The 26,785-nt window shown below is 73.1% G+C and carries 24 protein-coding genes; 12 read left to right on the top strand and 12 right to left on the bottom strand.

The features are described from left to right. Positions 1 to 44 precede the first annotated feature (44 nt). Positions 45 to 1,163 carry a phosphoserine transaminase gene (gene serC, locus JEK78_RS12515; protein WP_200258505.1) on the top strand — a complete coding sequence of 373 codons (1,119 nt, stop codon included), beginning with the start codon at positions 45 to 47 and terminating at the stop codon, positions 1,161 to 1,163. 104 nt (positions 1,164 to 1,267) lie between these two features. On the opposite strand, the gene JEK78_RS12510 is transcribed toward serC, so the two are convergent. Further along, positions 1,268 to 1,672: a hypothetical protein gene (locus tag JEK78_RS12510; RefSeq protein WP_200258502.1), complete on the bottom strand. Its 405-nt coding sequence runs from the start codon at positions 1,670 to 1,672 to the stop codon at positions 1,268 to 1,270. A gap of 326 nt (positions 1,673 to 1,998) precedes the next feature. Here JEK78_RS12510 and JEK78_RS12505 point away from each other — a divergent pair, with 326 nt between their 5' ends. Next, positions 1,999 to 3,162, top strand: coding sequence for a low temperature requirement protein A (locus JEK78_RS12505; RefSeq protein WP_200258500.1), 1,164 nt, complete (start codon positions 1,999 to 2,001; stop codon positions 3,160 to 3,162). 14 nt (positions 3,163 to 3,176) lie between these two features. On the opposite strand, the gene JEK78_RS12500 is transcribed toward JEK78_RS12505, so the two are convergent. Then, a complete protein-coding gene (locus JEK78_RS12500) occupies positions 3,177 to 3,995 on the bottom strand; it encodes an ABC transporter permease (protein ID WP_200258498.1) in 819 nt (272 codons plus the stop codon). Further along, positions 3,992 to 4,960, bottom strand: a complete 969-nt coding sequence (locus JEK78_RS12495; RefSeq protein ID WP_200258496.1) for an ATP-binding cassette domain-containing protein — start codon at positions 4,958 to 4,960, stop codon at positions 3,992 to 3,994. Before JEK78_RS12495 ends, JEK78_RS12500 begins: the two co-directional genes overlap by 4 nt. A gap of 90 nt (positions 4,961 to 5,050) precedes the next feature. Between JEK78_RS12495 and JEK78_RS12490 the strand changes: the two genes are divergently transcribed. Continuing rightward, positions 5,051 to 5,848 (top strand): TetR/AcrR family transcriptional regulator, encoded by a 798-nt coding sequence (locus JEK78_RS12490; RefSeq protein WP_200258492.1) that lies wholly within the window; start codon positions 5,051 to 5,053, stop codon positions 5,846 to 5,848. A gap of 229 nt (positions 5,849 to 6,077) precedes the next feature. Here JEK78_RS12490 and JEK78_RS12485 read toward each other — a convergent pair whose 3' ends face one another. Both JEK78_RS12485 and JEK78_RS12480 read right to left on the bottom strand, forming a co-directional pair. Beyond that, positions 6,078 to 7,598 (bottom strand): beta-propeller fold lactonase family protein, encoded by a 1,521-nt coding sequence (locus tag JEK78_RS12485; protein WP_200258490.1) that lies wholly within the window; start codon positions 7,596 to 7,598, stop codon positions 6,078 to 6,080. Positions 7,599 to 7,831: 233 nt separating this feature from the next. Then, positions 7,832 to 8,812 carry a WD40 repeat domain-containing protein gene (locus JEK78_RS12480; RefSeq protein ID WP_200258489.1) on the bottom strand — a complete coding sequence of 327 codons (981 nt, stop codon included), beginning with the start codon at positions 8,810 to 8,812 and terminating at the stop codon, positions 7,832 to 7,834. 89 nt (positions 8,813 to 8,901) lie between these two features. Here JEK78_RS12480 and JEK78_RS12475 point away from each other — a divergent pair, with 89 nt between their 5' ends. Further along, positions 8,902 to 9,666 (top strand): GDSL-type esterase/lipase family protein, encoded by a 765-nt coding sequence (locus JEK78_RS12475; RefSeq protein WP_200258488.1) that lies wholly within the window; start codon positions 8,902 to 8,904, stop codon positions 9,664 to 9,666. Positions 9,667 to 9,886: 220 nt separating this feature from the next. Here the strand turns inward: JEK78_RS12475 and JEK78_RS12470 are convergent, their stop codons facing one another. The 3 genes from JEK78_RS12470 to JEK78_RS12460 form a co-directional block, all read right to left on the bottom strand. Next, positions 9,887 to 11,212, bottom strand: coding sequence for an MFS transporter (locus JEK78_RS12470; protein WP_200264127.1), 1,326 nt, complete (start codon positions 11,210 to 11,212; stop codon positions 9,887 to 9,889). Between the two features lie 105 nt (positions 11,213 to 11,317). Beyond that, positions 11,318 to 11,755: a MarR family transcriptional regulator gene (locus tag JEK78_RS12465; protein ID WP_200258487.1), complete on the bottom strand. Its 438-nt coding sequence runs from the start codon at positions 11,753 to 11,755 to the stop codon at positions 11,318 to 11,320. Positions 11,756 to 11,993: 238 nt separating this feature from the next. Next, positions 11,994 to 13,442, bottom strand: a complete 1,449-nt coding sequence (locus tag JEK78_RS12460) for an NCS2 family permease (RefSeq protein WP_200258486.1) — start codon at positions 13,440 to 13,442, stop codon at positions 11,994 to 11,996. 188 nt (positions 13,443 to 13,630) lie between these two features. On the opposite strand from JEK78_RS12460, the gene JEK78_RS12455 reads away from it, so the two are divergent. Further along, positions 13,631 to 13,900: a DUF2530 domain-containing protein gene (locus tag JEK78_RS12455; RefSeq protein WP_200258484.1), complete on the top strand. Its 270-nt coding sequence runs from the start codon at positions 13,631 to 13,633 to the stop codon at positions 13,898 to 13,900. A gap of 134 nt (positions 13,901 to 14,034) precedes the next feature. Further along, positions 14,035 to 16,440: a cation-translocating P-type ATPase gene (locus JEK78_RS12450; protein WP_200258482.1), complete on the top strand. Its 2,406-nt coding sequence runs from the start codon at positions 14,035 to 14,037 to the stop codon at positions 16,438 to 16,440. A 183-nt stretch (positions 16,441 to 16,623) separates the two neighbouring features. Here the strand turns inward: JEK78_RS12450 and map are convergent, their stop codons facing one another. Continuing rightward, complete coding sequence (gene map, locus JEK78_RS12445) at positions 16,624 to 17,403, bottom strand: type I methionyl aminopeptidase (protein WP_200258481.1); 780 nt, start codon at positions 17,401 to 17,403, stop codon at positions 16,624 to 16,626. A 67-nt stretch (positions 17,404 to 17,470) separates the two neighbouring features. On the opposite strand from map, the gene JEK78_RS12440 reads away from it, so the two are divergent. Then, the gene (locus JEK78_RS12440; RefSeq protein WP_200258479.1) at positions 17,471 to 17,776 is read left to right on the top strand and encodes a helix-turn-helix transcriptional regulator; all 306 of its coding nucleotides are present in this window, start codon (positions 17,471 to 17,473) and stop codon (positions 17,774 to 17,776) included. Between the two features lie 60 nt (positions 17,777 to 17,836). Here the strand turns inward: JEK78_RS12440 and JEK78_RS12435 are convergent, their stop codons facing one another. After that, positions 17,837 to 20,962, bottom strand: coding sequence for a molecular chaperone Hsp90 (locus tag JEK78_RS12435; RefSeq protein WP_200258477.1), 3,126 nt, complete (start codon positions 20,960 to 20,962; stop codon positions 17,837 to 17,839). Between the two features lie 67 nt (positions 20,963 to 21,029). Beyond that, complete coding sequence (locus tag JEK78_RS12430) at positions 21,030 to 21,956, bottom strand: DUF3027 domain-containing protein (protein WP_200258476.1); 927 nt, start codon at positions 21,954 to 21,956, stop codon at positions 21,030 to 21,032. A gap of 320 nt (positions 21,957 to 22,276) precedes the next feature. Here JEK78_RS12430 and JEK78_RS12425 point away from each other — a divergent pair, with 320 nt between their 5' ends. Genes JEK78_RS12425 through JEK78_RS12410 form a run of 4 tightly spaced genes read left to right on the top strand, consistent with a single transcriptional unit; the run spans position 22,277 to position 25,811 of the window. Beyond that, positions 22,277 to 23,665: an MFS transporter gene (locus JEK78_RS12425; protein ID WP_200258475.1), complete on the top strand. Its 1,389-nt coding sequence runs from the start codon at positions 22,277 to 22,279 to the stop codon at positions 23,663 to 23,665. 58 nt (positions 23,666 to 23,723) lie between these two features. Further along, a complete protein-coding gene (locus JEK78_RS12420; RefSeq protein ID WP_200258474.1) occupies positions 23,724 to 24,236 on the top strand; it encodes a DUF2771 domain-containing protein in 513 nt (170 codons plus the stop codon). Further along, entirely contained in the window at positions 24,206 to 24,973 is a 768-nt protein-coding gene (locus JEK78_RS12415) for a futalosine hydrolase (RefSeq protein ID WP_242483049.1), read from the top strand. The genes JEK78_RS12420 and JEK78_RS12415 overlap by 31 nt, the downstream gene beginning before the upstream one ends. Beyond that, positions 24,963 to 25,811, top strand: coding sequence for a 1,4-dihydroxy-6-naphthoate synthase (locus JEK78_RS12410; RefSeq protein ID WP_200258472.1), 849 nt, complete (start codon positions 24,963 to 24,965; stop codon positions 25,809 to 25,811). The genes JEK78_RS12415 and JEK78_RS12410 overlap by 11 nt, the downstream gene beginning before the upstream one ends. A gap of 112 nt (positions 25,812 to 25,923) precedes the next feature. Here JEK78_RS12410 and JEK78_RS23670 read toward each other — a convergent pair whose 3' ends face one another. After that, positions 25,924 to 26,307 carry a cold-shock protein gene (locus JEK78_RS23670; RefSeq protein WP_200258471.1) on the bottom strand — a complete coding sequence of 128 codons (384 nt, stop codon included), beginning with the start codon at positions 26,305 to 26,307 and terminating at the stop codon, positions 25,924 to 25,926. A gap of 163 nt (positions 26,308 to 26,470) precedes the next feature. On the opposite strand from JEK78_RS23670, the gene JEK78_RS12400 reads away from it, so the two are divergent. Continuing rightward, complete coding sequence (locus tag JEK78_RS12400; protein ID WP_200258470.1) at positions 26,471 to 26,737, top strand: hypothetical protein; 267 nt, start codon at positions 26,471 to 26,473, stop codon at positions 26,735 to 26,737. The last annotated feature ends 48 nt before the right edge of the window (positions 26,738 to 26,785 follow it).

Genomic DNA, 26,785 nt, shown 5'->3' with positions numbered 1-26,785 from the left:
GACGCTGTCGCGCCCGGGCTTCCCGGAAGGACTAGGCTCCTGTCGTGGCTGAGATCCGGATTCCCGCTGACATCAAGCCCGCCGACGGTCGCTTCGGCGCGGGCCCCTCCAAGGTGCGGACGACGGCGCTGGAGGCGCTGGCCGCCACCGGCACGAGTCTGATGGGCACCTCCCACCGACAGGCCCCGGTACGGAACCTGGTCGGCTCGGTGCGCGACAACCTCCGTTCCCTCTTCCGGCTGCCCGAGGGGTACGAGGTGGTCCTCGGAAACGGCGGCACCACCGCCTTCTGGGACATCGCGACCCACGGCCTGATCGAGGGCAGGTCGCAGCACCTGTCGTTCGGCGAGTTCTCCGCCAAGTTCGCCAAGGCCGCCGGGAACGCTCCCTGGCTCGCCGAGCCGACGGTCGTCCGGTCCGAACCCGGCACCCACCCGGAGGCGCGTGCGGAGGCGGGCACGGACGTCTACGCCCTCACGCACAACGAGACCTCGACGGGCGTGGCCATGCCGATCCGTCGTGTGGCCGGAGCGGACGAGGGGGCTCTGGTCCTGGTCGACGCCACCTCCGGCGCGGGCGGTCTGCCGGTGGACGTGGCCGAGACCGACGTGTACTACTTCGCTCCGCAGAAGTCCTTCGCCTCGGACGGCGGGTTGTGGATCGGTCTCTTCTCCCCGGCCGCGCTGGAGCGCGCCGAACGGGTCCACTCCTCGGGCCGGCACGTGCCGGAGTTCTTCTCCCTGCCCACCGCGATCGACAACTCGCGCAAGAACCAGACCTACAACACGCCCGCGCTGGCGACCCTGTTCCTCCTGAACGAGCAGCTGGAATGGCTCAACGGCCAAGGCGGCCTGGACTGGGCCGTCCGCCGCACGGCGGCCTCGGCGCGCGCCCTGTACGGCTGGGCCGAGGACGTGAAGTTCGCCTCTCCGTTCGTCACCGATCCGGCGAAGCGCTCCCAGGTGATCGGCACGATCGACTTCACCGACGACGTCGACGCGGCGGCGGTCGCCAAGGTGCTCCGTGCCAACGGTGTCGTGGACACCGAGCCGTACCGCAAGCTCGGCCGCAACCAGCTGCGGGTCGCGATGTTCCCCGCGATCGACCCCGCCGACGTCGAGGCGCTGACGCGCTGCGTGGACCACGTCGTCGAACGGCTCTGACGCCCCTTCTCCCCCGGGATGCCCCTCCCCCGCCGAGGGGCGAGATCCGCGCCCTCCCGGGGGCCGAGACCTCGTCGGCCCCCGGAGAGCGGCGGGTGGGGCGGTCAGGCCTGGCTGCCGTCCACGTTGACGGTCGAGTCCGCCTTGAACGGGAAGTCGTCCTGGCCGAACTTCTTGTCGAGGGCGTAGGTCGAGTCCGTCTTGTGGCCACCGACGGCGAGCAGGTAGACCTTGGTGACCAGGCCGTTGGCGTCCTCGTCGGTGTGGAAGAACACCGTGACGCTGTTGTTCTTGTCCTTGGAGCCGGAGCTGGCGTGCTTGACCCGGACGCCGGCCCTGCCGTCGACGGTCATCGTGGCGGACGCCTTGCCCCGCCCGGAGAAGGCGTCGTTGAGCGCCTGCTTGGCGCTGGGCTCCCGCAGCTTGTCGTGACCGATGCTGTTGAGAACGTAGGTCTCGGCCGCCGCCTGCCGGTCGGTGGTGAAGTTGACGATGCTCTTCGTCGGCATGCTCTGTTCCTCTTCCTCCGTCCGTGCGCGGTCCGCGCGCCGGACTCCTTCGATGCCGCGGACGGCGGCCGGCCCAGGGCGCCCGGGGCCGGCCGCCGTCCACATCGGTGATTCAACGGGGCGGTCCTCAACGAACGATGAACGTTCCCTGTACCGGCTCGCTCCCGCCGACCTCGGAGCGGGGCGGCACCCTGCCGGACCGCCCGGCGCGGGGAGGAGCGACCGCGCGAAGGCTCGGCCTCCGCCCTCACGGCGGTCGGCCCCGGCGGAAGGACACGCCCGTGATCTCATGGGGTGGCTTGTCCCCAGTGCGACGGGAGTCGGGAATGTCGGTGACGTCCGCGAAGGAGAACACCCACAAGGCGCGCCACGCGGCCTGGTTGGAGCTCTTCTTCGACCTGGTCTTCGTGGGCCTGGCCTCCCAGTTGTCGCACGGGCTGCACGGCGATCCGAGCCTGGCGGAGTTCGCCGTCTTCCTCGGCCTCTACTTCCCGCCCTGGTGGCTCTGGGTCAACATCACGGTCTCGGTGAACCTCTTCGCCGACGACACCGCGCGCCGGCGCCTCCTGGTGCTGAGCGCGATGGTCTTCCTCGCGATGATGGCCGCCGCCGTGCCCGAGGCGAGCGGTGACCGGGGCGCCGTGTACGCGCTCGGATACGCGGGGACGCGCCTGGTGCTCCTCGGTCTGTGGTGGCCGGCGACGCGGCTGCCCGGCAAGGAGCGCGTGGCCGTGTGGCGTCCGGTGACCTACTGCCTCGGCTCCGGCCTGCTCTGGGCCCTCTCCGCCCTGGTCCCCACCCCGTGGCGGCACGTGATGTGGGCCGTGCTGATCGCGGCCGAACTCGCCCTGTTGCTGTCGGGTACGGGGCGCGGCCTCCCGCGTCGCCTGCACACCGGGTACCTGGTGGAGCGGGTCGGACTCTTCGTCATCCTCGTGCTCGGCGAGTCGGTGCTCGCACTGATCACCTCGACGGACCACGTGTGGACGGCCGAGGCCGGCGTGGTGGCCCTGCTCGGCTTCGTCCTGTTGGCCGCGCTCTGGTGGTCCTACTTCGACTTCGGCGCCGCCTCCATCGAGCTGCTCCTCGGTACCGCGCACGAACGCCTGACCTACCCCCTCAGTCGCGACGTCGCGGGCTTCCTGCACTTCTTCGTCACGGCGGCGATCATCTCCCTCTCGGCCGGGCTGGCCACGGCGGTCGACGAGGCGGGCCACCCGCACCTGCCGACCGGCGCGCTCGTCGCCCTCGGCGGGTCGCTGGCCCTCTACCACGCGGCCCACGCGTGCATCGCGTTGCGCTTCGGGGCCACGATCGGGCGGGTGGCCGCCTGGGCCGTCCCGGGGGTGGCACTGCCGCTGCTCGTCGCCCTCTTCGGCGAGCACCTCGCGCCCTGGCTCGTCGTCCTGCTCCTCACGGCGGAGGCCGTCGCCCACCTCCTCTACGCCCGCGTCACGACCGCCCGCCGACGCGCCGCCGGGAGTCTCTGACCCGGCGGACAGGCCTAACGGCTCAGCCCCCGGAAGCGGCGAACCGCCAAGGGCAGGAAGATCGCGGTGAGGACCAGGGGCCAGACCCCGGACATCAGCAGCGCGTGCCGTTCCACCCAGACGTCGCCCGCGACAGGGGAGCCGAACAGGTCCCGGGTGGCCAAGGCGGTGGAGGAGACCGGGTTCCAGGCCGCGGGCACCGCCAGCCACCCCGGCATCAGTTGGGGAGAGACGAAGATGCCGGAGATCATCGTCACCGGGAACGTCAGGGCGAACAACCCGCCCGCGGCCTCCGGGTTGGGCAGCGCCAGCCCGATCCAGATCCCGAGCCAGACGAGCGAGAACCGCAGCCAGAGCAACAGCACGACCCCGGCGACGAAACCCCACCCGAGCTGCGGACGCCAGCCCATGGCCACCGCGGTCGACATCATGACGCCCAGCTCCGCGGCGGCGACCAACAGATCGGTCCCGCAACGTCCGGCTACCACCGCGGAGGAGGCCATAGGCATGGAACGGAACCGGTCGACAACACCCTTGGTGGCGTCGTGCACCACAAGAGTGGCGGTGTTGACGAAGCCCAGGGTCATGGTCATCACGAACATGCCGGGCATGAGGTAGGCGAGGTAGTCACCCCCTCCGGGCACCTTCATCGCCTCGCCGAACACCTGGGAGTACAGCAGGACGGAGAGCAGGGGGAACCCCAGTTGCCAGGCGATGCCGGCGGGCTGCCGCCGGTAGTGCAGCAGCCCTCTCAGGACCACGTTTCCGCAGTCGGACAACAGCCAGTAGAGTCGCCGTCGGCGGGCCGAGCCGGTCAGGTCCACGATGCTCATGCCACGGCCTCCCTCGGTGCCCCGTCGCGAGTTCCCGTCAGGCGCAGGAAGACGTCGTCGAGGCTGGGCCTGCGCAGCCCGATGTCCTCGACCCGGACGCCGTCGTCCTGCAGGGTCCGGGCGGCGTAGGTCAGGGCCGCGACACGCTCCGGGACGGATGCGTGGACCCGCGAGCCCGCCTCGTCGACCTCTGGCTCCCCGTGCGAGACGCGGGCCAGGACCCGGACCGTCCTCGGGATGTCGGCCCGGTCGGCGAGAGTCACCTCGACCCGGTCCCCGCCGATCCGGTCCTTCAGCCCGTCCGGGGTGTCGTCGGCGATGGCCCGGCCCCGGTCGACGACGGTGATCCGGGAGGCAAGCCGGTCGGCCTCCTCCAGGTACTGGGTGGTGAGCAGGACGGTGGTTCCCTCCGCCACCAGCGCGCGCACGGAGGCCCAGACCTCGCCCCGGCCGCGTGGGTCCAGTCCCGTCGTCGGCTCGTCGAGGAAGAGGACGGCCGGAGCGAGAATCATGGACGCAGCCAGGTCCAGCCGGCGCCGCATACCGCCGCTGTATTCCGCGACGCCTTGGTCGGCCGCGTCGGTCAGGTCGAACCCGGCCAACAGCTCGGCGGCGCGCAGCCGGGCCCGTTTGGCGCCCAGATGGAAGAGACGGCCGAACAACTCCAGGTTCTGTCGGCCGGTCAGGACCTCGTCCACCGAAGCGTATTGCCCTGTCAGGCCGATCCGGGCCCGCACCGCGCGTGGACTCCCGAGGATGTCCAGCCCGGCGACCCGTGCGCGCCCGCCGTCGGGCCGGAGCAGTGTGGACAGAACGCGCACGGCGGTGGTCTTCCCGGCGCCGTTCGGCCCGAGCAGGCCGTGGACCGTGCCTTCACGGACGGCGAGCGAGAGACCGTCCAAGGCACGCTTCTTCCCGTACCGCTTCTCCAGTTTCTCCGCAAGCACCGCGTATCCGTCGCTCATGCGACCTCCTTCACCATAAACCGAGTACAGCGTACCCAATAACGCGTACGGCGTACATGGTTTTCAGGAGGACGACCTACACTGGTCCGCATGACCAGCGAATCCGACGACCCGCCCGGCGCCTCCCCGGACGCGCCGACCACTGGAGGCGGGGATGTCGGCCGCACCTTGGAACTGCTCTGGGACTCCGCCCCCCGTCCCGGACGCGGACCGCGTCCGGGACTCAGCGTGGACCAGATCGTGGATGTCGCCGTCCGAATGGCGGACACCCAGGGTCTGGAGGCCGTCTCGATGCGCCGCGTCGCCGGGGAGCTGGGGGTCGGCACGATGTCCCTGTACCGCTACGTACCCGGCAAGGCCGAACTGCTCGACCTCATGCTCGACCGAGTCCAACGCCCGATCGATCGGGAAGCCGGCCTCGGCGACGGCACCTGGCGCTCGGCGCTGGAGACCCTGGCCCGGGAGAGTCTCGCTCTCTACCGACGCCACCCGTGGCTGCTCCAAGTCAACCAGTCCCGCCCGGTGCTCGGCCCAGGCGCCATGGACGGGCTGGAACTGGCCCTGGCGCACATCCGGCCGATGGGTCTTCCCGACGTCGAGCTGGTCTCCGCTCTGCTCTTGGTGGACGGCTACGTCGTCGGGGCCGCGCGCCGGCAGATCTACCGAGAGGAGGCCGAACGCCGTTCGGGCGTCGCGGCGTCGGACTTCTTCGACTCGCAAAGGCCGGCGCTGGAACGGGCCATGACCTCGGGCCGCTACCCGGTTCTCGCCTCCTTGTCCGAGGACGCGTGGGGACCGGATTTTCCGCACTTCGAGTTCGGCCTGCGGCGCTTGCTGGACGGACTGGAGCTGCTCGTCGAGGAGCACGGGGGCGGAGAGGGCTCGTAGCCGCCCGACCCGGGGTCGTGGCGACCCTCGACCGACGGCGGTCCGTCGCCGTGGTGGCCCCGACGGACCGGGGTGGGACGCCCAGCCTCGCCCGCCCCCGTCCCCACCTCGACGCGGAGCCCGTCCCGGCACCGCGCCGCCCCCGAGGCTCCGGGTCGCGGAGGCTCGGGGGCGGACGGGGCGGCTTCGACGTCGGGCGCCGGTGCGAGGCCCGGCGTCCCCTGTCGGGTCAGCCGGTCTCGGCCGGGTGGGGCTTGGCCGAGTCGCAGCGCTTGGAGGACTTGCAGGGCTTGCCCGGCTTGGACGGCTTGTGGGGGGACTTCGCCGGCCGCACGGTGGTGGAGGCGGTCGCCGTGGCGGTACCCAGCGTGCCACCGCCGGTGACGGTGACGATGTTGGTCACCTGCTTGGCGGCGTCCGAGGCGATCTCCACGGTGAGCGTGACGGGCGGATAGCTGTCCCCCGGGTCGATCGTGTCCTCACGGGTGCAGACGAGCGTCTCCAGGACGCAGTCCCAGCCCGTACCCTCCATAGCCGCGGCGGTGAGCCCCTCGGGAAGGGTGTCGGTCAGGGTCACGGTGGTGCCGTCGGTCGGGCCCTGGCCGGTGTTGGCCACGGTGAGGGTGTAGAAGCCCTCCTGCCCTCGGACGAACTTGCCGCCGGAGAGCTTGACGATCTCCAGGACGGGATCGCCCTGCCACGGCACCACCGCGAGGGTCAGCGCCTGCGGGCCGGTGCCCACGGGCACGGTCGTGGTCACGGAGTTGTCCGAGGCGTCGATCACCGACACCGCGTTGCTGCCGAAGTTCACGACGTAGGCGAAGGCGCTGTCCGGGGTCACCACCACCTCCTCGGGCACGTCGCCCACGGTGACCGTGTCCGCCACGCTGAAGTCCGAGGTGTCGATGACGGAGACGGAGTCGGCGCCGCCGTTGGTGACGTACACGGTGGTGCCGTCCGGGGAGGCCGCGACGTCGGTGGGGTTGAGCTGGACCGGCGTGGTGGTGACCAGGCTGTAGTCGCTGGTGTCGTAGACGGCGAGTGCGTCGTCCGACTGGCCGACCACGTAGAGCAGAGCACTGTCCGGGGAGACCGCGACCCCCCAGGGGAGGCCACCCACGGGGATGGTGGTGGCGACGGAATTGTCAGAGGTGTCGATCACCGACACCGAGTCCCCGACCGCGTTGCCGACATAGACGAACGCGCCGTCCGGGGACACCGTGATCGCCCGCGGCAGGTCCCCGACCGGCACCGTGGCGACCACGGAGAAGTCGGAAGTGTCGATCACCGACACCGTGGCGTCGAACGTGTTGGTGACGTAGACGAAGGCGTTGTCCGGGGTGACCACCAGGTCGACCGGGACATTGCCGACCGGGACGTCGGTGATGATCGTGTCGTCCCCGGTGTCGAGCACGGAGACGGTGTCGGCGTTCCCGTTGGCGGTGTAGACGCGGGTTCCGTCCGGGGAGGCCGTCACCCCCAGCGGCGCGTCACCGACGGGGATGGTGTCGACGACGGTGTTGTCCGAGGTGTCGATCACCGACAGGGTGTCGTCGTCGGTGTCGGCGACGTAGGCGTAGGTGCCGGCCGGCACGGCGTGCGCGGGCTGGGGCGACAGGCCCGGCAGGGCCACGGCGGCGGCCAGGACCAGACCGGCCGTTCCGGCCCGGAGCCCGGAACGCCAACGTCTGCGCCGAACCGGAGCGACCTCTCCCCGCCCCGGTTCGGCGGACTTCTGACAGTTCCTCACGCGTTCCTCCCATGCGGGGTGCGGTGCCGATCGGGCGGGGTCGGCGGCGACCGCTCGATCCGTGATCGGGGGCGCCGCGACTCGTCCGCGACCGGAAGTCGTCCCTCCGGTACTCCGGCGGCTCGTCCGCTTGGCTTTACCGCGCACGCCCAACGCCCACACGAAAGCGTGGCGAACGGGTGAGCGCCCGCCTGGGCGGGAACGCGCCCCGGCGGGGCGCCCGGTCCCGCGTGTCAGCCCCGGCGGCGGGAGCGCCGCAGGCCGAACAGGGCCGCGCCGACCACCAGCAACGCGGCGGCGGCGACCGCCAGATCGGTGCCGCCCGCCGAACCGCCGTCGGCCTTGGCGGCACCCCCGGCGTCGGTGGCGGCGCCCTCCGCGCCGTCGCCCGCCCCACCCTCTCCTCCCGGAGCGGGCAGCGACCGCACCGTGCTGCCGGCGCCCTCGCTGCCGAAGAGCAGGGTCGCCCCGTCGGCGCTGTAGGTCACCGACTCGCCCTGCCCCTGGAGCGGCACCTCCAGCCGGCCGCCGCGTTCGATCCGGCCGCCGTTCCACTCGTACCAGATTCCGCCGAAGTAGCCGCGCACCGCCAGCCGCTCGCCGTCCGGGGAGAGCGCGGCGTCGGTGGCCCACAGGTCGACCGCCTCGGTGCGTCGGAAGACGTTCTCACCGGTGGCGGACAGCTCGGCCGGCCCCTCGTACAGATGGCCTCCGTCCTCCCGCTTGTCGATGATGTGGACCCGGCCGTTCTCCGGGTCCACCACGAGCGATTCGGCGTCGCGGGGGCCGTCCTCGTACGTGACCACGTACTGCGTGGCGGGCACCGTCATGTCGCGCAGCTCCGTCGGCTCGGGCAACTCGTAGATCCACACGTGGGGCCATCGGCCGCCGAGGTTGTCCCCGATGTCGCCGACCCAGAGACGGTCGCCGGGGCCGACGGCGATGGCCTCGACGTCCCGGGGCGTCCCGATGCCGCTCAGCGTCACGCGGGCGAGCGTCTCCCCCGACCGACCGTCCACGGCGTAGAGGTAGGGGCCGTCGTCGCTGTCGTTGTGCGTCCAGTACACGCCGGGGTGCAGGCGGGAGGCGGCCAGTCCGCTGGACTCGGTGATCCTCGGGTCCCTGAGGGTGAAATCCCCGTCGGCGGCGGAGGCCGGTGCGGACGCCGCCCAGGCGAGCAGGGCGGCGGCGAGGAAGGCGAGGGGTCGGCGCATCGCCCCAGCCTGCCACCCCGACGGGAGGTCCGGGGAGGGTGGTCGGGGCCGCGTTCCGGCGGGCCGAGGCGATCGTCCATGATGAGCGGATGCTCCGGTTGATGCCCGTCGGCGACTCCATGACCATCGGAAGCGCCGGGGAACACACCTGGCGCTACCGCCTGTGGCGACACCTGTGCGCCACGTACGACGGGCCGTTCGACCTCGTCGGGCCCCGCGACACGCTCTACGACAAGGCGGCCGAGGCACCGACCTCGCACGACTACGCCGACCCCCACTTCCCACGCGGTCACCTGGCGGGGTGGGGCGAGGGATGGGTGCACATGGTGCCGCTCGTCGGCGACGCTGTCCGCTCCTGCCGGGCGGACGTGCTCCTCGTCTCCCTCGGCCTGATCGACCTGGGCTTCTACACCGACCCGGAGCAGACGGCGACGAACGCGCGCGCCTTCGTCGCCAGGGCCCGGGAGGCGAACCCACGCATACGCCTGGTGGTGCTCCCCGTCGTACCCAACATACGCGCGGGGGCCGATCCGCACTTCGCCGAGCACATCGAGCACTTCAACGACCTGTTGGCCAAGGCGACCGCGGATCTGGACGAGCCCGGCTCCGCCGTCCTGCTGGCGTCCGCACCGGACTCCTTCGACGTCCACCGGGACACCTACGACGGCACCCATCCCAACGCGAGCGGGGAGCACCGAGTGGCGCGGGCCTTCGCCGACGCCCTGTACGAAGGGTGGGGCCTGGGCGGCCCCTACACGCCGACGCGCCCGACGCGCCGGGCGTCGGGACGTGAGGTGGGCGCGCGGCCCCGGCAGCGACCGGCGGGCCGCGGCGGGCCGGCGCCGAGGCGTTAGCGGCCGAAGGCGGAGGCCACCGCCACCGCCACGAACAACAGGACGAGCGCACCGGCCATGATCCGGTTTCGGGTCTTCGGGTCCACGCCTCCGAGCGTAACCGGCCGTGCCGAGCGGTCGGCGAGCGACCGTCCCGTATCGGGGGCGCGCCCGGCACACCGGCGGTCGGCGGGTGGCCGCGGACCGGACGGGGTGTGCGGCGGCAGGGCGGCGAAGAGCCTCACGTCCGCCCGGCGCCGCCCCCGTCGGGCCCCGCGTCCCCTCCCGCCCCGGCGGGGAGCCGGAGCGGCGCGACCCGCCCTCGCGGACGCGGAGGGTCGGATTCGCCGTGGTCGTCGGACCGCCGGGGGCCGGCGAGCGACCGACGCGCCCGGGCCAGGAGAGCGGCGATGAACAGCGCCGACACGACCACCGCGGTGCCGCCGGCGGCCAGGCCCACTCGGGCGCCGTAGGTGTCGGTGAGCCATCCGACGATCGGGGCGCCCACCGGTGCGCCGCCGAGGAGCACCATCGTGTAGAGCGCCATGACACGGCCGCGCACCTCGGGGTCCGTGGACATCTGGATGCTCGTGTTGGCAGTGACGTTGACCGTGGTGGCGAACACGCCGATCGGCACCATGAGCGCGGCGAAGAGCCAGAGGTGGGGGGCGATGGCGGCGGCGGCCTCCAGCAGTCCGAAGGCCACGACCGCCGCGATCAACGTGCGGGTGCGGGCGGTCCCGCGGCGGGCGGCGGTCAGGGCGCCGGCCAACGCGCCTCCGGCCATCAGCGTGTTGAAGAGGCTGTAGTGCCCGACGCCGGTGGCGAAGACGTCTGCGGCGAAGGCGGAGAGGAAGACCGGGAAGTTCAGGCCGAAGGTGCCCACGCACCCGACCAGCGCCAGGGTGCCGAGCAGGTCCGGGCGTTCGGCGACGTAGCGCAACCCCTCCCGTAGCTGCCCCTTGGCCCGCGGGGCACGGGCGCCGACGTGGAGTTCCCGTCCTCGCATGAGCAGCAGCCCGGCCAGGGGGGCGAGGAAGGAGAGCCCGTTGAGGAGGAACGCCCAGCCGGTGCCCGTCCCGGTGATCAGCAAGCCGGCGAGTGCCGGGCCCGCGAGGCGGGCGGCCTGGAAGTTGGCCGAGTTGAGGCTGACCGCGTTGTGCAGGTCGTCGCGGCCGACCAGTTCGGGGACGAAGGACTGCCGGGCCGGGACGTCGACGACCGTGGCCAGGCCCATGGCGAGCGCGGCGAGGTAGACGTGCCAGACCTGGACGAGGTCGGTGAGGGTGAGGACAGCGAGGAAGAGCGCGCTCAGGGCCATCGCCGACTGCGTGACCAGCAGCGTGGGTCGCTTGGGCAGGCGGTCCACGAGCAGGCCCCCGTAGAGCCCGAGGAGGAGCATCGGCAGGAACTGGAGCGCGGTGGTGACGCCGACGGCGGTGGCGGAACCGGTCAGGCCGAGCACCAGCCAGTCCTGGGCGATGCGCTGCACCCAGGTGCCGGTGTTGGAGACGGCCTGGCCGAGGAAGAAGAGCCGGTAGTTGCGGACGCGCAACGCGGCGTGGATCCGGGTGTGTCGCGGGGGCGCGGCGGCTGCCGGGGTGCCCGGTGGTGGTGCGGGGGCGGAAGGTGCTCCGGTTCCCGTACTCAAGGGTGCGCCTCCTTGGTTCGACTACAACTGCGCGAGCTTCTCCAACACGGGTGCCGCCGCCCGCAGCTTCGCCCATTCCTCCTCGTCCAGCTCGGCCACCAGCGAGGCCAGGAAGGCGTTGCGCTTGCGGCGGCTCTGTTCGAGCATCACGACGGCCTGATCGGTCTGGGTGACGACCTTCTGTCGTCGGTCCTCCGGGTGAGGCTCCAGCCGTACCAGGCCCTTGGCTTCCAGCAGGGCGACGATGCGGGTCATCGAGGGCGGCTGGACGTGTTCCTTGCGGGCCAGCTCGCCGGGGGTGGCGCTCCCGGAGGCGGCGAGGGTGCCGAGCACCGACATCTCCGTGGGGCTCAGCGACTCGTCGACTCGCTGGTGCCGGAGTCGGCGGGAGAGCCGTGTCACGGCGGAGCGGAGTGCGTTCACGGCGACGGCGTCGTCACCATGGTTCAAGTCCGACATCTCTTTAGCGTAACTCATTAGAATGGCGAAGGACCACTCGTCGCCCGGATTCGCCCCCTCCGGCACGGTCCGCCGGGAGGGAGGCACGCCACACCATCCTGGCCGAAGAAGCGCACCGGGACCGCCGTTTTCCGCCGATCGAGTGACGGCGCCCCGGCGCCGGAGGCGGCACCGGGGCGAACGGGACCGGAGAGCGCGGTCCGGGGGCGGGTCCGGCGTCAGGTCAGGCCCAGCGGCGTCAGGTCAGGCCCAGCGCCGGCATCAGGTAGGAGAAGGCGAACACGGCGGAGACGACGTAGAGCGGAAGCGGCACCTCCCGGCCGCGCCCCGCCGCCAGGCGCAGCACCACGAAGGTGATGAAGCCCATGCCGATGCCGTTGGTGATGGAGTAGGTGAACGGCATGATCAGCATCGTCACGAAGGCCGGGATCGCGAGGGTGTAGTCCACCCAGTCGATCTCCTTGATCGCGTGGGACAGGATCAGGAAGCCGACCGCGACGAGCGCGGGGGTCGCCGCCTGGGAGGGGACCATGGTGGCCAGGGGGGTGAGGAAGAGGGCCACGGCGAAGAGCGACCCGGTGACGACGTTGGCCAACCCGGTCCGGGCACCCTCGCCGACGCCGGCCGTCGACTCCACGAAGCACGTGGTCGCCGAGGCGGAGGAGGCGCCGCCCGCCGCGACGGCGATCCCGTCGACGAACAGCACCTTGTTGATACCGGGCATGTGCCCCTGTGCGTCGGTGAGCTTGGCCTCGTCGCTGACGCCCATGATCGTGCCCATGGCGTCGAAGAAGACCGAGAGCAGGACGGTGAAGACGAACAGGACGCCGGTCAGGACCCCGACCTTCTCGAACCCGCCGAACAGACTGACCTGCCCGACGAGCGAGAAGTCCGGCGCGGCCACCGGGTTGCCCGGCCAGGTCGGGGTGGTCAGCCCCCAGGAGGGCACGTCGGCGACGGCGTCGATGACCACGGCGAGGAGTGTCATGGCGACGATCGACACGAGAATGGCGCCCGGCGCCCGCCGCACCAGCAGCGCCAGGGTGAGCAGCACCCCGAGCACGAAGACCAGCACCGGCCAGCCGCTCAGGTGCCCGTCGGCGCCGAGTTGGAGCGGGACGACGGTCTGGGCGGCGTCCGGCACCCGGGAGACGAAACCGGAGTCGACAAGTCCGATCAGCATGATGAAGAGGCCGATGCCGATGGCGATGGCCTTGCGCAGGCTGTGCGGCACGGCGTTCATGACGCGCTCGCGCAGGCCGGTGGCGACCAACAGCATCACCACGAAGCCCGCCAGCACCACCATCCCCATCGCGTCGGGCCAGGACATGCGGGGGGCGAGCTGGAGGGCCACCACCGAGTTGATGCCGAGCCCGGCGGCGAGCGCGATCGGGACGTTGCCGATGACACCCATCAGCAGGGTGGTGAACGCCGCCGTGAGCACCGTCGCCGTGACCAACTGACCGTTGTCCAGTTGGTTGCCGTACATGTCCTTCGCGCTGCCGAGGATGATCGGGTTCAGCACGATGATGTAGGCCATCGCGAAGAAGGTGGCGAAGCCGCCGCGGATCTCCCGGGGGATGGTGCTGCCCCGCTCCGAGATCTTGAAGTAGCGGTCCAGAGCGCCCCGGGAGGGGCCCTGCGACGGAACGGGGGTGGGGCCCTGGGGGGAGGCCGAGGTGGGCATGCGTGTCCTCGTCGCCAGAGGCCCCCCGTCACCCTTGGCGCTTCCTACTAACAGAATCGGTCAGAGACAAACGAATTCAGTATGAACATATAGCCGAGGGAACGCTATCTCCGCGCGTAGATTCCGGTCCCGGCCCGCGACCCGGGGCTCGGAGCCACCCCACCCCACCGCCCTCGTAAGCTGTGCCCATGGCGAAGTGGACCCCAACGCGCGAGGCGCCGGAACCCCTGGAGGGGCCCGTGGTCGCCACCATCGTCGGCGGCACGATCATCTGGTTCGTCCTCTTCCTCGCGCAGCTCCCGTTCTACGGCTGGTTCGCCGACCGGGGGCACGGCTGGTGGGTGTGGACGTGCCTGGCGGGCGGCGGGCTCGGCCTGATCGGCGTCTGGTACGCCCGCAGGCGCGAGGAGGCGATCAGGCGGGCCTCCGCGCGCCGGGGCGCCGAGCCCGAGGCCTGAGACATCCTCTCCCTCCGGAAGGGGAGATTCCCGCCTACCGCGCCGTGGCGACCGACCGGGCCTCCCTCCCCGAGACGGCGGCGAGCCGGGTGCCGGATGGAAGCCTGCCCCGTGCCGCACGTACCGTCGTCGCCATGACGCACATCGACCCGGGCGCCGGCCTCGATCCGGACGGTTCCGGACCCCTCTCCCCCTCGCCGGACGGGCTGACCGCCGCGCAGGTCGCCGAGCGGGTCGCGCGCGGGGAGGTCAACGACATCCCGGTGCGCAGCTCTCGGTCGATGGCCGACATCGTCCGCGCCAACGTCTTCACCCGATTCAACGCGATCATCGGTGTGCTCTGGGCGATCATGCTGGTGGTGGCGCCGATCCAGGACAGCCTGTTCGGGTTCGTGATCCTCGCCAACACCGGCATCGGCATCATCCAGGAGTGGCGGGCCAAGCGGACCCTCGACTCGCTCGCCCTGATCGGCGAGGCACGCCCGACCGTCCGCCGCGACGGGACCGCGACCGAGGTCGGCACCTCCGAGATCGTGCTGGACGACGTCATCGAGGTGGGGCCGGGCGACAAGGTCGTGGTGGACGGCGTGTGCGTCGAGACCGACGGCCTGGAGATCGACGAGTCGTTGCTGACCGGCGAGGCGGACCCGGTCGTCAAGCGGCCGGGCGACCCGGTGATGTCCGGCAGCTTCGTGGTGGCGGGCGGCGGCGCCTTCCGGGCCGCGAAGGTGGGGCGGGAGGCCTACGCGGCCCAGCTCGCCGAGGAGGCGTCCCGCTTCACCCTGGTCCACTCCGAGCTGCGCTCCGGCATCTCCACGATCCTGAAGTACGTCACATGGATGATGGTCCCGACCGCGATCGGCCTGATCATCAGCCAGCTCGTGGCCCGGCACAACGACGTCAAGGACTCCGTCGCCCGCACCGTCGGCGGGATCGTCCCGATGGTGCCGGAGGGCCTGGTACTGCTCACCTCCGTCGCCTTCGCGATCGGGGTGATCCGCCTGGGTCGCAAGCAGTGCCTGGTCCAGGAGCTGCCGGCCATCGAGGGTCTGGCCCGTGTCGACACCGTCTGTCTGGACAAGACCGGCACCCTGACCGAGGGCGGCATGGACGTCGCCGGGCTGCACCTGCTGGACGGAGCCGAGGAGACCCGGGTGCGCCGCGTGCTCGGCGCGCTCGGCGGTTCCGACCCGCGCCCCAACGCCTCCCTCCGGGCCGTCGTCGAGGCATTCCCGGACACCGCGAGATGGGAGTGCGCGGACGCGCTCCCCTTCTCCTCCGCGCGCAAGTACAGCGGCGCGGCCTTCCGCGAGGAGGACGGCCGCTCCAGCACCTGGCTGCTCGGCGCGCCGGACGTGCTGCTCGCCGACGGCCACCCGGCGTTGGACCGGACCACCAGGCTCAACGAGCAGGGGTTGCGAGTCCTGCTGCTCGCGCGTGTCACGCGTCCGCTGGACGATCCCGGGGTCGCCGACGGCGCCGAGCCCGCCGCGCTCGTGGTGCTGGAACAGCGGCTGCGACCCGACGCGGCCGACACCTTGCGCTACTTCGCCGACCAGGAGGTCAGCGCCAAGGTCATCTCCGGGGACAACGCCGTCTCGGTGGGCGCGGTGGCCGGCAAGCTCGGGCTGAGCGGCACCGCGGTCGACGCCCGCCGCCTGCCCGCCGAGCCGGAGCGGATGGCGGCGGAGTTGGACGAGGGCACCGTCTTCGGTCGGGTGACACCGCGGCAGAAGCGGGACATGGTGGGCGCGCTCCAGGCCCGTGGGCACACCGTCGCCATGACCGGCGACGGGGTGAACGACGTCCTGGCGCTCAAGGACGCCGACATCGGCGTGGCGATGGGGTCCGGATCGGAGGCCACCCGGGCCGTGGCCCAGATCGTCTTGCTGAACAACAGCTTCGCCACGCTGCCGTCGGTCGTCGCCGAGGGCCGCCGGGTGATCGGGAACATCACCCGGGTCGCGACGCTCTTCCTCGTCAAGACGGTCTACTCGGTTCTCTTGGCGATCCTGGTGGTGTGCTCCCAGGTGGAGTACCCCTTCCTGCCGCGCCATCTGACGCTGCTGTCGACGCTGACCATCGGCGTTCCCGCCTTCTTCCTCGCCCTCGCGCCCAACAAGGAGCGGGCCCGACCCCACTTCGTGCGGAGGGTGATGCGCTACGCCATCCCGGGCGGGATCGTCGCGGCGGTGGCGACCTTCGTGACCTACCTCCTGGCCCGCGCCCACTACAGCGGAACCGAGGCGCTGGACGCGGAGACCAGCGTCGCCACGATGACGCTGTTCCTGATCTCCCTGTGGGTACTGGCGATCGTCGCGCGGCCCTACACCTGGTGGCGCCTGGCCCTGGTCGCGGCGATGGCCATGGGCTTCCTGCTGGTCCTGGTGGTGCCGTGGTTGCAGCACTTCTTCGCGCTCAAGCTGGTCGGGGTGACCATGCCCTGGATCGGCGTGGGCATCGCGGCGGCGTCGGCGGGCTTCCTGGAGCTGGTCTGGCGCTGGGTCGACCGCCGCTTCCCCGTCGAGGGGGTTCGGTGACACGACCGCGAGACCCGCGCCGTCCGTCCCCGCCGGGAGGCGGAGGCGGGGCGGGCGGCCGGCGCCGCCCCGTCGCGTCGACGGCGGCGGCGGGAAACGAGAGAGGTCCGCGAACCGAGGCCCCCACGCCTCGGCGATGTGACGGGCCTTTTGGGCCGCGACGGCAGTAAGGCCGAGACCCGACTACGGCCTCGGCGACGGCAGGGTGAGGATCTCGGCCCCGTCGTCGGTGACGGCGATGGTGTGCTCGCTGTGCGCGGCGCGGCAGCCGGTGGCGCTTCGCAGCGTCCATCCGTCGGCGTCGGTGCGGAGGGTGGCCGTGTCGGCCATGACCCAGGGTTCCAGGGCGAGCAGCAGCCCGGGGCGCAGCCGGTACCCCCGGCCCGGCCGTCCGGTGTTCGCGACGTGGGGGTCCTGGTGCATGGTGGCGCCGATGCCATGGCCGCCGAACTCGGTGTTGACGAGGTGGCCCGCCTCGCGAAGGACGGTGCCGATGGCGTGGGAGACGTCTCCGACGCGCGCCCCTGGCTCGGCGGCGGCGATGCCGGCGGCGAGCGCGCGCTCGGTCGCGTCGATCATCGCGACGCTCTCCGCCGGCCTCGCCGCGCCCACCAGGAAGCTGATCGCGGCGTCCGCGGCCACCCCGTCCCTGACCACGGCGAGGTCGAGGGTCAGCAGGTCCCCGTCCTTCAACGCGTAGTCGTGGGGTCTGCCGTGGAGCGCCGCGTCGTTGACGGCGGTGCAGATGTAGTGCCCGAACGCGCCGCGCCCGAAGGAGGGCGCGTAGTCGACGTAGCAGGAGCGCGCCCCCGCCTCGGTGATCATCTCTTCGGCCCACCGGTCGATGTCCAGCAGGTTCGTGCCGACGGTGGTGCGCCGCTTCAGCGTGTGCAGGATGTCTCCCACCAGGGCACCGGTCTCCCTCGCCCGAGCGAGCCGAACGGAACCGAGAATCTCGATCATGCGGGACCCCTCAACGTGCGTCCAATAATTATCCCGGCCAAACTGTACCGGTATTAACGTGGGGGTCATGGTCAGGTCACCGCTCACCCCTGCCGAGGTAGCACGCGGACAGCGCCTAGGCGCCCTACTCCGCCGAGCCCGGGGCCGTCGCTCGATGCTGGACGTGGCTCTCGCCGCGCGGATCTCGCCGGAGACCCTCCGGAAGATCGAATCCGGACGGGTGGCCACCCCCGCCTTTCCGACCATCGCGGCGATCGCCGACACCCTCGGCCTGTCCCTCGACACCGTCTGGTCCGAGATCAACCAGGCGGAGCGAACCGCCGAGGAGCGGTCGGCCCCCTTCGCCGTACGGCGCCCGTCGCCGGTCTCGTAGAGCGGACGGCCTGGTCGCTCCGTACGCGTGCCGATCGCCCGCCCGGTCGCCCCGGTCCCGTCAGTCGAACCAGCGGTCGCGGGCCAGTTCCTCGGACCGCGATCCGTCCTCCAGCAGGGCGGCGACCTCGAAGCGGCGCGGCCACTGCCCCGCCGTCCAGGCGAGGCCGGCGGCGACGCCCTCCAGGGTCGCCGCGTGCAGCACCCCGCCCGCGGAGACCCGCCAGTCGATCTCCACTCCGTCCACCACGAGCGTGTCGTGCTCCCGGTAGGACGCCGGCACGCGGGCCCCCAGCAACGCCCGCACCGGCTCGGGCACGGCACACTCCTCGCCGGGAGAGGGCACCTCGGCCCGGACGGACTCGCCCAACGGCCGGACCTGGAGCAGCTCGGCCAGCTCGGCGGCGCGCGAGGGCGCCACCGGCAGCAGCGGCACCCCCTCGGTGAAGGGCAGCAGGTCGGGCGAGTCCGCGATCGCGGCGTCGGCGGCGTCCACCACGACCACCCGGCCGTCGACGACCGCCCGCAGGGTGTCCGGCGGCGTCACCCCCTCCGGATCGACGTCGGCCAACGCCCCGTACAGCGCGTGCAACTGGGCGACGGCGACCGGACGGTCGGGGTCGGCGAGACGCTCCAGCAGCTCCGCCGCGCCGCCCGGCTCGTCCAGCAGCGCGGCCACGGAGGTCCGCACGCCAAGTGCCCGCAAGACCTCATCGTCGTCGAACCCGGCCACGTCGACCGACTCGTACAGGCCGCGCAGCAACGGGTCCCCACCGGCGGTGCGCAGGCCGGCGGGGGTACGGCCGGCCAGCACCGGATGGCCGCGCAGCCACCACGCGGTGTACGGGCGCACCGTCCGGTGAGAGCCGTCCGGCAGCAGCAGCCGCACCGGCCGCACCAACGCCTCGCGCAGCGGCGGGGTCGCCAGCCGGGCGAGCGCCCGATCCCACCGGGCGTCGTCCACCAGGTCCAGATCCCGCACGGCGACGATCTCGGTCGCGACCGGCGGGACGGTGGCGTCGGGGAACCGGTCGAGGACGTCCTCGCACCAGACGTCGACGGCGTCCAACAGGCCCGCGTCGTCGGGCTCCGGGTAGTCGCCGTCGCGCGGTTCCAGCTCGTCCGGGTCGAGGACGACGTCGCCGGCGCGGACCAGCGCGAAGTCGGCGAGGACACCGCAGGCGGCCAGCGGCCCCTCGCCCCAGCGCCGGGCCAGTTCCGCGTCCACCTCGGCCAGTTCGCCCTCCCGCATCACCCCCGCGAAGAGGCCGGACGGGAAGACCAGCTCGCAGGCCGGCGACAGCTCCCCCTCCTCGTCCGGCAGGGCCAGCGCGCCGAGCCAGGGCTCTTCCCCCGGGTCGAGCCCGGCGTCGCGGACCAGGCCGAGGACGGTGTCGGCGAGTTCCTCGGCGTCCGGGGCGTCCTCGTCCCACGACGCCCCGTCGTCGTCGAGGGAGGCCGCCACCGCGGCCCGGACCTGCGGGGTGGTGAGCACGGCCCGAGGAGTGGCGGGCAACGCGCCCAGCCGTTCCAACAGCGGGTGCGCGGCGTCCGGGTGCGCGACCTTCAGCCCGATCCTCGACAGCGCGCCCGCCTGCGGAGCGGGCGTCCGCGCGGCCGGCAGAAGCACCTGTCGGGGGCCCAGGGCCGTGCGACCGTCCGCCAACGGGACCGGCAGCCCGGACAAGCGGTCCGGGTCGACGCCGGCCAGGCTGTCGTAGAGCCGCCACCACCAGCCGGGCGGCCTCTCCACGCCCGCCAACCGCTCGACGGCGTCCGCCAGGGGCACCCGGGCCACCCCGAGGGCGCGTAGTTCCGCCCGCCGTTCCAGACCGGCGGGCATCAGGGTGGGCAGCACCTCGGCGAGGACCCGCACCGTGTCGGCGCCGGCGCCCTCCACCACCTCGGCCTCGCGGGGCCGCAGCCGCGCGGGCGCGTCCGCGGATCCGTCCTCGCCGTCCGGCGCGAGGGCGGGCGGCAGGAAGGGCGTGCGCGGCAGCCTGTCGAGGACCGCCGCGCGCAGCGCGCCGTCCAGCGGTCCCGCGCCGAGCGGGCCCGGCACCAGATCGACGATCTCCGCGACCACCGGGTCCCAGTCGGCCAGCAGGGCGGCGTAGGCGTCCGCGGCGCGCTCCACCAGGAAGTCCGTCAGCGGGCCGGGGGCGGCGTGTCGGCGGGCGGTGTCCAGCGGGAAGGAGGCGACGAGCAGCGCCGGGACGCCCAGCGCCTCGTCGCTGGGCGTGGGGGCGTGCACGACGGGCCGGGTGCGCGGCGGCCGGGGCCGGCCGTCACGGTCCACGGGCACGGCCCAGGTGAGGGACCAGTGAGGACGCAGCCGCTCCTCCACCGGTCGATCGGCGAGCAGGTCGGGGGCGAGCGGACCGTGCGCGGTGGTGGTGCGCCACCGGGTGACGCCGTCCCGCGAGTCTTCGATCGAGGTCAGCCCGTCCGCGTCGCGACGGCGCAGGGTGCGGGCCTCCCCCGCCGTCTCGACGACGACCTCGGCGAGCCCCGGAAGGGCGAGCAGCAGGGCGTCGTCGACGGCGTCGAGCAGCCGCTCGGCCAGCGCGGCGGCGGCCGGGTCGCGCAGGGGCAGCACGACGGCGGTGTCGTAGGGGTCGGGGGCGGTGCCCTCGGCGGCGTGCGGGAGCCGCAGCACCGGGACGTGCCCGTCGCGGCGACGGATCTCGTCTCCCAGGCCGGGGCTGTGTCGGGCGGTGTCGGCGGCGAGATCGCGGGCCTCCTCCAGCGACCAGCGCACCCCACCGTGCCGACCGACGACCGCCGGCCGGTCGGTGACGGCGAGGACGGCGGCGAAGCCGACGCCGAAGCGGCCCACCGCGCCGCCGGCCGACTCCCGCTTGGCGGAGGCGCGCAGGGTGGCGAGCGACTCAACGCCGGCGGCGTCCAAGGCCGCTCCGGTGTTCGCGGCGACCAGCGTCCCGTCGCGCAGGGTCAGCCGGAGCCGCCCCGGGACCCCGGCCCGGGCGGCGGCGTCGGCGGCGTTCTGGGCGAGTTCGACGACCAACCGGTCCCGGTAGCCGCCGAGGACGAGATCCTCCTCGGCGTTGGCGTCCTCGCGGAACCGCGCGGGGCTGGTGGCCCAGGCGTCCAGCACCCCGCGCCGCAGGCGTGCCGTACCGAACGGGTCCGCGCCTTCCGCGGCGGGCCGCACCCACTTGCTCACGTTCACTCTCCTCGTCGCCTCGCCGCAGGTCGGCGTGGGGACCCGACGCTACCGCCCCGGCGGGCGGTCAGGAGTGGCCCAGCTCCGCCGAGAAGGCGTCCTCCTCGGCCGGCACCGAGCCCGAGTCGGCGGCGGGGCGGAGCGGGAAGGGGTCGAGCCGGGTCTCGTCGACGACCGGCGGGGCCGGCCGGGGCGGCCGGGGCATGACCGCCGCCTCGGAGTGTCCGCCGCAGCCGTAGGCCAGGGAGACCACCCGGCCGTCCGCCGGGGAGAACTCGTTGGCGCAGACGCCGAAGGCCTGCCCGAGCGATCCCCCGACCGGAGTGAGGAAGCCGCAGGAGAGGCAGGAGGCGGGCGCGGCCTGGGCCATGGCAGTCGCGGCGCCGAAGGACTCGTCCCAGCGCTCGGCCGCGTCGCGCAGGCCCCGGCGGGAGAGGACCCGGGTCCGGCGCATGCCCAGTTCCTCGGCGACCGACGCGATCGAGCCGCGGGTCGGCGCGGTGGCGAGCCGGGACGGAGGGCCCCCGGTCACCTCGGCGTCCTCGGCCTCGACCAGGTCGGCCATCTCGTGGGACACCGCGGAGTGCGGCGGCGGCTCGTCCTCGCCGGACCAACCGGGCTCCAGACGAGGGTCCTCGGCATCGGTGGGCAGCAGGTCGCCGGGGCCCAGGTCGCCGGGGCGGAGCCGCTCGCTCCACGGCACCCACTCGGGGGCGAGGACGGCATCGGGGCCGGGTAGCAGCGCCGTCTCGTCCACCGTGACGACCTTCGCGCGGGAGGCACGGGCGACGGTCACGGCCCAGCGCCAGCCCCGGTACCCGAACTCCTCGCAGGCGAAGTGGTGCGTGACGACGCGATCGCCCTCGGAGACCACGCCGGTGTGCTCGCCGACGACGCCGGGGGCGGCGGCCTCCTCGGCCGCGGCCCTGGCGAGGTCGACGGCCTCGGCGCACAGGCGGTCGGGGGTGCGGCTTCGCGTTGTCGCTGCGCTCACAGGTATCGCTTCTCTCCATACGCCGTCTCACGAGTGCGCCTCGATGCCGGCGGGGGCGGACGGAGCGGACCCGGGGACCGCGTCGACGTCCACGCCCGACGCGCTCGGGCGCGCCTACGGCACCCATTCTGCGGGATGCTCGCACGGCGCGCGGCCGAGAACGTTCGCCACGGCGCGCTACGCACGCTACCTGCTCGGCCGCGCCGGGCCCACACCGACGGTGGATTCCCGGGCACCCGGACGGCCCGCCGACCGACCCGATCAGCCCGTTCCGGGCGCCTTCGCCGCCACACGCGGTCCGCTCGGGGCACTATGACGGGGTGGCAGCCGCGCGGGCGGACGTGAGGAGCGGGAACCGGAGCCGGGCCTCCGGGTGGTTCCGCGCGGTCGGGCGCGCCCTGCGCCTTCCGGTGACCGGCACGGCGCGCGGGGTGCGGCGCGCGACCCACGCGCACGGTGCCGGGGAGTCCGGGCTCGGCAAGCTGATCGAGCTGCACGGGGTGAACGGCGCCGGTGACGTGATGATCACCGTGGCGCTGGCCTCCACGGTGTTCTTCTCCGTGCCGACGGACGAGGCCAGGGGCCGGGTGGCGCTCTACCTGGCGATCACGATGGCCCCCTTCACGCTGCTCGCCCCGGTGATCGGGCCGTTGCTCGACCGGGTGCCCCACGGCCGCCGCGCGGCGATGGCCGGTTCCATGCTGGCCCGCGCGGCGCTCGCCCTGGTGCTGTCCGGGGCGGTGACCACCGGGGACATCGAGCTGTATCCGGCCGCGCTCGGGGTTCTGGTGTCGTCCAAGGCGTACGGCGTGGTGCGCAGCGCGGTGGTCCCCCGGCTGCTGCCGCCGCGCTTCTCGCTGGTGAAGGCCAATTCCCGGGTGACGCTGTTCGGGCTGCTGGCCACCGGGGCGGCGGCCCCGGTGGCGGTGGGGCTCCAGCGGGTCGATCCGCGGTGGCCGCTCTACGGCGCTTTCGTGATCTTCGTGGTGGGGGCGGTGCTGTCCTTCACCCTGCCCCCGAAGGTCGACTCCGCGCGGGGCGAGGAAGCGGCGCTGCTCGCGGCGGACGAGCATCACCTGCACGGGCCGCACGCGGTGCGCGGGCGCCGCCCGGGGCTGCGCACCGTGGGCATCGCCGTGACCCACGGGCTCGGGGCGAACGCCGCCATCCGCTGCCAGACCGGCTTCCTCATCTTCTTCCTCGCCTTCCTGTTGCGGGAGCACCCGATGAGCGGGCAGAGCGCCGCCGTGTCGCTGGCCGTGGTGGGCGTCGCCGCCGGGGTCGGCAACGCCCTGGGCACGGCGGTCGGCGCCTGGCTGCGGGCCCGGGCACCGGAGATCATCATCGTGACCGTGGTGGGCGCGGTACTGGCCGCGGGGATCACCGCCGCACTGCTGTTCAGCCCGGTCGTGGTGGCATGTCTGGCGGCGGTGGCCGGCCTGGCCCAGGCGTTGGCCAAGCTGTCCCTCGACGCCCTGATCCAACGGGACGTGCCGGAGTCCGTGCGCACGTCGGCGTTCGCCCGTTCGGAGACGCTGCTCCAGATGTCCTGGGTGGTCGGCGGGGCGATCGGGATCGCGCTGCCGTTGAACGGGCCTCTGGGCCTGGCCGTGGGCGCCGCCATCGTGGCGACCGGCTGGGCGACGACGCTGCGCGGACTGGTCGCCTCCGCCCGGCACGGCGGGGCGGGTCGGCCGAGAGTGGCCTGACCACGGCACGCCGCACCCAGGTGGGAGGCGCGCCGGGCGGGCCGGATAGCCTTCGCCCATGACGACGTTGCCCCGCGGCACAGCCGCCGATCGACACGGCGCGGTGCGGCGCCGCCGCACCCTGGCAGCGGCCGGCGCCGCCTCCGCCGGACTGCTCCTCCTGTCGGCTTGCGACAAGCCGACGCCCATGGCGACGGTCACCGTGGGCAGCTCCTCGGTCAGCTCCGAGGCGACCTGCGGCGGCCGGGGCGCGGCCCTCTCGGAGGAGGAGATCAACGACTGCCTCCAGGACGAGGACGTCAAGTCCCTCACCGTCGACCCGGACGAGATCGTGCGCTTCGGCGTCGACCAGGAGGTCGCGGACGACCACTGGACGATCCTGATGAACGGCCAGCAACTGGTCGAGGACAGCACCAAGACCTATCGCACCATCCCCGGCAGCGTCTTCTTCAACGCCCAGTACGGCGCGCAGGGCGACACGACCAGCGTGGCCGTGGCGGCCCGCGACGGCGCGGAGGGCAGCCAGGAGGTCACCGGGGTGTGGGTGTTCGAGCTGAAGAAGGACGACTGACCACGGCCACCGCGCGCGTCCTGGTGACCACCGCCGTCCCCGCCGAGCGGGACGCGGTGGCCCGCGGTCTGCCGGGGGCAGGCGAGCCGGTGACGCTGCCGGGCGTGACCCTGCTGAGGATCGCGGAGACCTCGCCGGGGGGCGTCGGGTACGACCTGTCGGCCGTCGGCGTCGGACCGGCGCGGGCCGCCGCCGGCACGGCCGCGGCGCTCACCGCGGCGGCCGTGGGGGACCGCCCCTACGACCTGGTCGTCTCGGCCGGGATCGCCGGAGGTCTCGCGGGGCGGGCGCCGATCGGCGGCCTGGTGGTCGCCGACGAGATCACCGCCGCCGACCTGGGGGCGGAGACCGCCGACGGCTTCCTCCCGGTCACCGAGCTGGGCTTCGGGGCGGTCGCCCACCGCCCTCCGGCCGAGCTGACGCGGGCCTGTGCCGCCGCGACCGGGGCCGCCGCGGGGACCGTGCTGACGGCGTCGACGGTGACGGGCACCGCCTCCCGCGCCGACCTGCTGCGTGCCCGACACCCCCGGGCGCTCGCCGAGGCGATGGAGGGCTTCGGGGTCGCCGAGGCCGCCGCCGCCCACGGCGTACCCGTCATGGAGCTGCGCGCGATCTCCAACGCGGTCGGCCCGCGCGACCGGGCGGCCTGGCGGGTCGAGGAGGCGCTGGCGACGCTCGCCGCCGCGTTCGAGAAGCTCGCGCCCGTCCTGGAGACCTGGAACCACGATGCCCTCTGAGCCGCTGCGGATCGCGTACTCGCCCTGTCCCAACGACACCTTCGTCTTCGACGCGCTGGCCCACGGGCGGATCGCCGACGCGCCCGCCCTGGACGTGACGTTCGCCGACATCGACGTGACCAACGGCCTCGCCGAGCGGGGCGCCCACGACGTGCTGAAGGTGTCGTACGCGGTCCTGCCCTACGTGCTCGACCGGTACGCGCTGCTGCCGTGCGGAGGCGCGCTGGGACGGGGGTGCGGCCCGCTCGTGCTGGCCCGGGAACCGGGGCTCGACCTGCGCGGTCGGACGGTCGCGGTCCCGGGCGAGAGATCGACGGCGTACCTGCTGTTCCGGCTGTGGGCCGCCGACACCGTGCCCGGCGGCGTCGGCCGGGTCGTGGTGCTGCCCTTCCACGAGATCATGCCGGCGGTCCGGGACGGCCGGGTCGACGCGGGGCTGGTGATCCACGAGGCCCGCTTCACCTACCGGGACCACGGACTGCGCCGCCTCGCCGACCTGGGCGAGTACTGGGAGCGCACGACCGGCCTGCCGATCCCACTGGGGGCGATCATCGCCAGGCGGTCGCTGGGGGCGCCGGTGCTGCGGGATCTGGCCTCGGCGATCCGCCGCTCCGTCCTGGCCGCCTGGGACGACCCCACCGTGTCCCGGCCCTATGTCCTGGAACACGCCCGGGAGATGGACCCCGCCGTCGTCGACCAGCACATCGGCCTCTACGTCAACGAGTTCACCGCCCGCCTCGGGGACGACGGCTACGCGGCCGTGCGAGGCCTGCTGACCCGGGCCGCCGCCGAGGGCCTCGTGCCGCCCCTCGGGCCGGACGCGCTGGCCTTCCCCTGAGGGCCGTCGGGGCGAGCGATCCCCCCGGTCCCGGAGGGATCGACCCGACCGGCCCGGGGCGCCTTGGAGCCGTCACCGCGCGACGCGTGACGGGCCGCGCGGTGACGGGCGCTCAGACGTCGAGCTGGTCGGCGACGGCCCGCAGCAGCCCGGCGATCTTCCCCCCGGCCGCCCTGTCCGGGTAGCGGCCCTTCTCCAGCATCGGGGTGATGTTCTCCAGGAGGGTGGTCAGATCCTGGACGATGGAGGCGAGTTCGTCCGGCTTTCTGCGCTGCGCGGCGGCGACCGAGGGCGTCGGGTCGAGCAGGGTCAGGGAGAGCGCCTGATCGCCGCGCTGCCCGGCCACCACGCCGAACTCCACCCGCTGTCCGGGCTTGAGTGTCTCGACTCCGGCGGGGAGGACCGAGGAATGGACGAAGACGTCACCGCCGTCGTCCCGGGAGAGAAAGCCGAAGCCCTTCTCGCTGTTGAACCACTTGACCTTGCCAGTGGGCACTTCTGTCCTCGTCCTCGTACTCGTCGGGAAAATGCTACGGAAACGGCTTCTGATAGCACTCTGGCGGGCCCTAGCGACCCGCCGGTGTCCAGGCTAGTGGTCTGTCACCGGGTGACAAGACGTCCCCCGGTCGTTCCCTCGGGCTGGGAACTACCCTGGTCGGGTGCGTGACAAAACCCCAACGAATTCCACCGGGCCCGGTGACCGACTGGTCCGCGCCGGTGCGATCGTCTTCATCGTCGGCGCCTTGGCCACTCTCGCCACGGTGACCCCGCTGTTTCTCGGAACGGAGCCCTTCCCCACCGTCATGTTCGGGATGAGCATGTTGATGGGGGCGGGTTTCGCCATCGCCGCGGCCGGCCTGCTGCGGTCGATCGCGGCGGACCGGAGGCGGGCCCGCGAGGCCGGGCCGCGCGGCACCACCCGGTAGACGACGCCGGCACCGGGTCGACCCGGGCGATCCCGGCGCGCGCGGGGA

The organism is Streptomyces sp. HSG2 (assembly GCF_016598575.1).
Taxonomy (GTDB): Bacteria; Actinomycetota; Actinomycetes; order Streptomycetales; family Streptomycetaceae; genus Streptomyces.
The sequence above is the reverse complement of the archived record's forward strand: the minus strand, read 5'-3'. Positions and strand labels throughout refer to the sequence as shown.

Excerpts from the sequence above, each read along its gene's own strand:
- JEK78_RS12440 (WP_200258479.1), top strand. The coding sequence starts at position 17,471 with ATGGTCAGGTCACCGCTCACCCCTGCCGAGGTAGCACGCGGACAGCGC.
- JEK78_RS12505 (WP_200258500.1), top strand. The coding sequence starts at position 1,999 with ATGTCGGTGACGTCCGCGAAGGAGAACACCCACAAGGCGCGCCACGCG.
- map (WP_200258481.1), bottom strand. The coding sequence starts at position 17,403 with ATGATCGAGATTCTCGGTTCCGTTCGGCTCGCTCGGGCGAGGGAGACC.
- JEK78_RS12475 (WP_200258488.1), top strand. The coding sequence starts at position 8,902 with ATGCTCCGGTTGATGCCCGTCGGCGACTCCATGACCATCGGAAGCGCC.
- JEK78_RS12490 (WP_200258492.1), top strand. The coding sequence starts at position 5,051 with ATGACCAGCGAATCCGACGACCCGCCCGGCGCCTCCCCGGACGCGCCG.
- JEK78_RS12500 (WP_200258498.1), bottom strand. The coding sequence starts at position 3,995 with ATGAGCATCGTGGACCTGACCGGCTCGGCCCGCCGACGGCGACTCTAC.
- JEK78_RS12460 (WP_200258486.1), bottom strand. The coding sequence starts at position 13,442 with ATGCCCACCTCGGCCTCCCCCCAGGGCCCCACCCCCGTTCCGTCGCAG.
- JEK78_RS12510 (WP_200258502.1), bottom strand. The coding sequence starts at position 1,672 with ATGCCGACGAAGAGCATCGTCAACTTCACCACCGACCGGCAGGCGGCG.
- JEK78_RS12420 (WP_200258474.1), top strand. The coding sequence starts at position 23,724 with ATGACGACGTTGCCCCGCGGCACAGCCGCCGATCGACACGGCGCGGTG.
- JEK78_RS12410 (WP_200258472.1), top strand. The coding sequence starts at position 24,963 with ATGCCCTCTGAGCCGCTGCGGATCGCGTACTCGCCCTGTCCCAACGAC.
- JEK78_RS12455 (WP_200258484.1), top strand. The coding sequence starts at position 13,631 with ATGGCGAAGTGGACCCCAACGCGCGAGGCGCCGGAACCCCTGGAGGGG.
- JEK78_RS12465 (WP_200258487.1), bottom strand. The coding sequence starts at position 11,755 with ATGTCGGACTTGAACCATGGTGACGACGCCGTCGCCGTGAACGCACTC.
- JEK78_RS12480 (WP_200258489.1), bottom strand. The coding sequence starts at position 8,812 with ATGCGCCGACCCCTCGCCTTCCTCGCCGCCGCCCTGCTCGCCTGGGCG.
- JEK78_RS12495 (WP_200258496.1), bottom strand. The coding sequence starts at position 4,960 with ATGAGCGACGGATACGCGGTGCTTGCGGAGAAACTGGAGAAGCGGTAC.
- JEK78_RS12450 (WP_200258482.1), top strand. The coding sequence starts at position 14,035 with ATGACGCACATCGACCCGGGCGCCGGCCTCGATCCGGACGGTTCCGGA.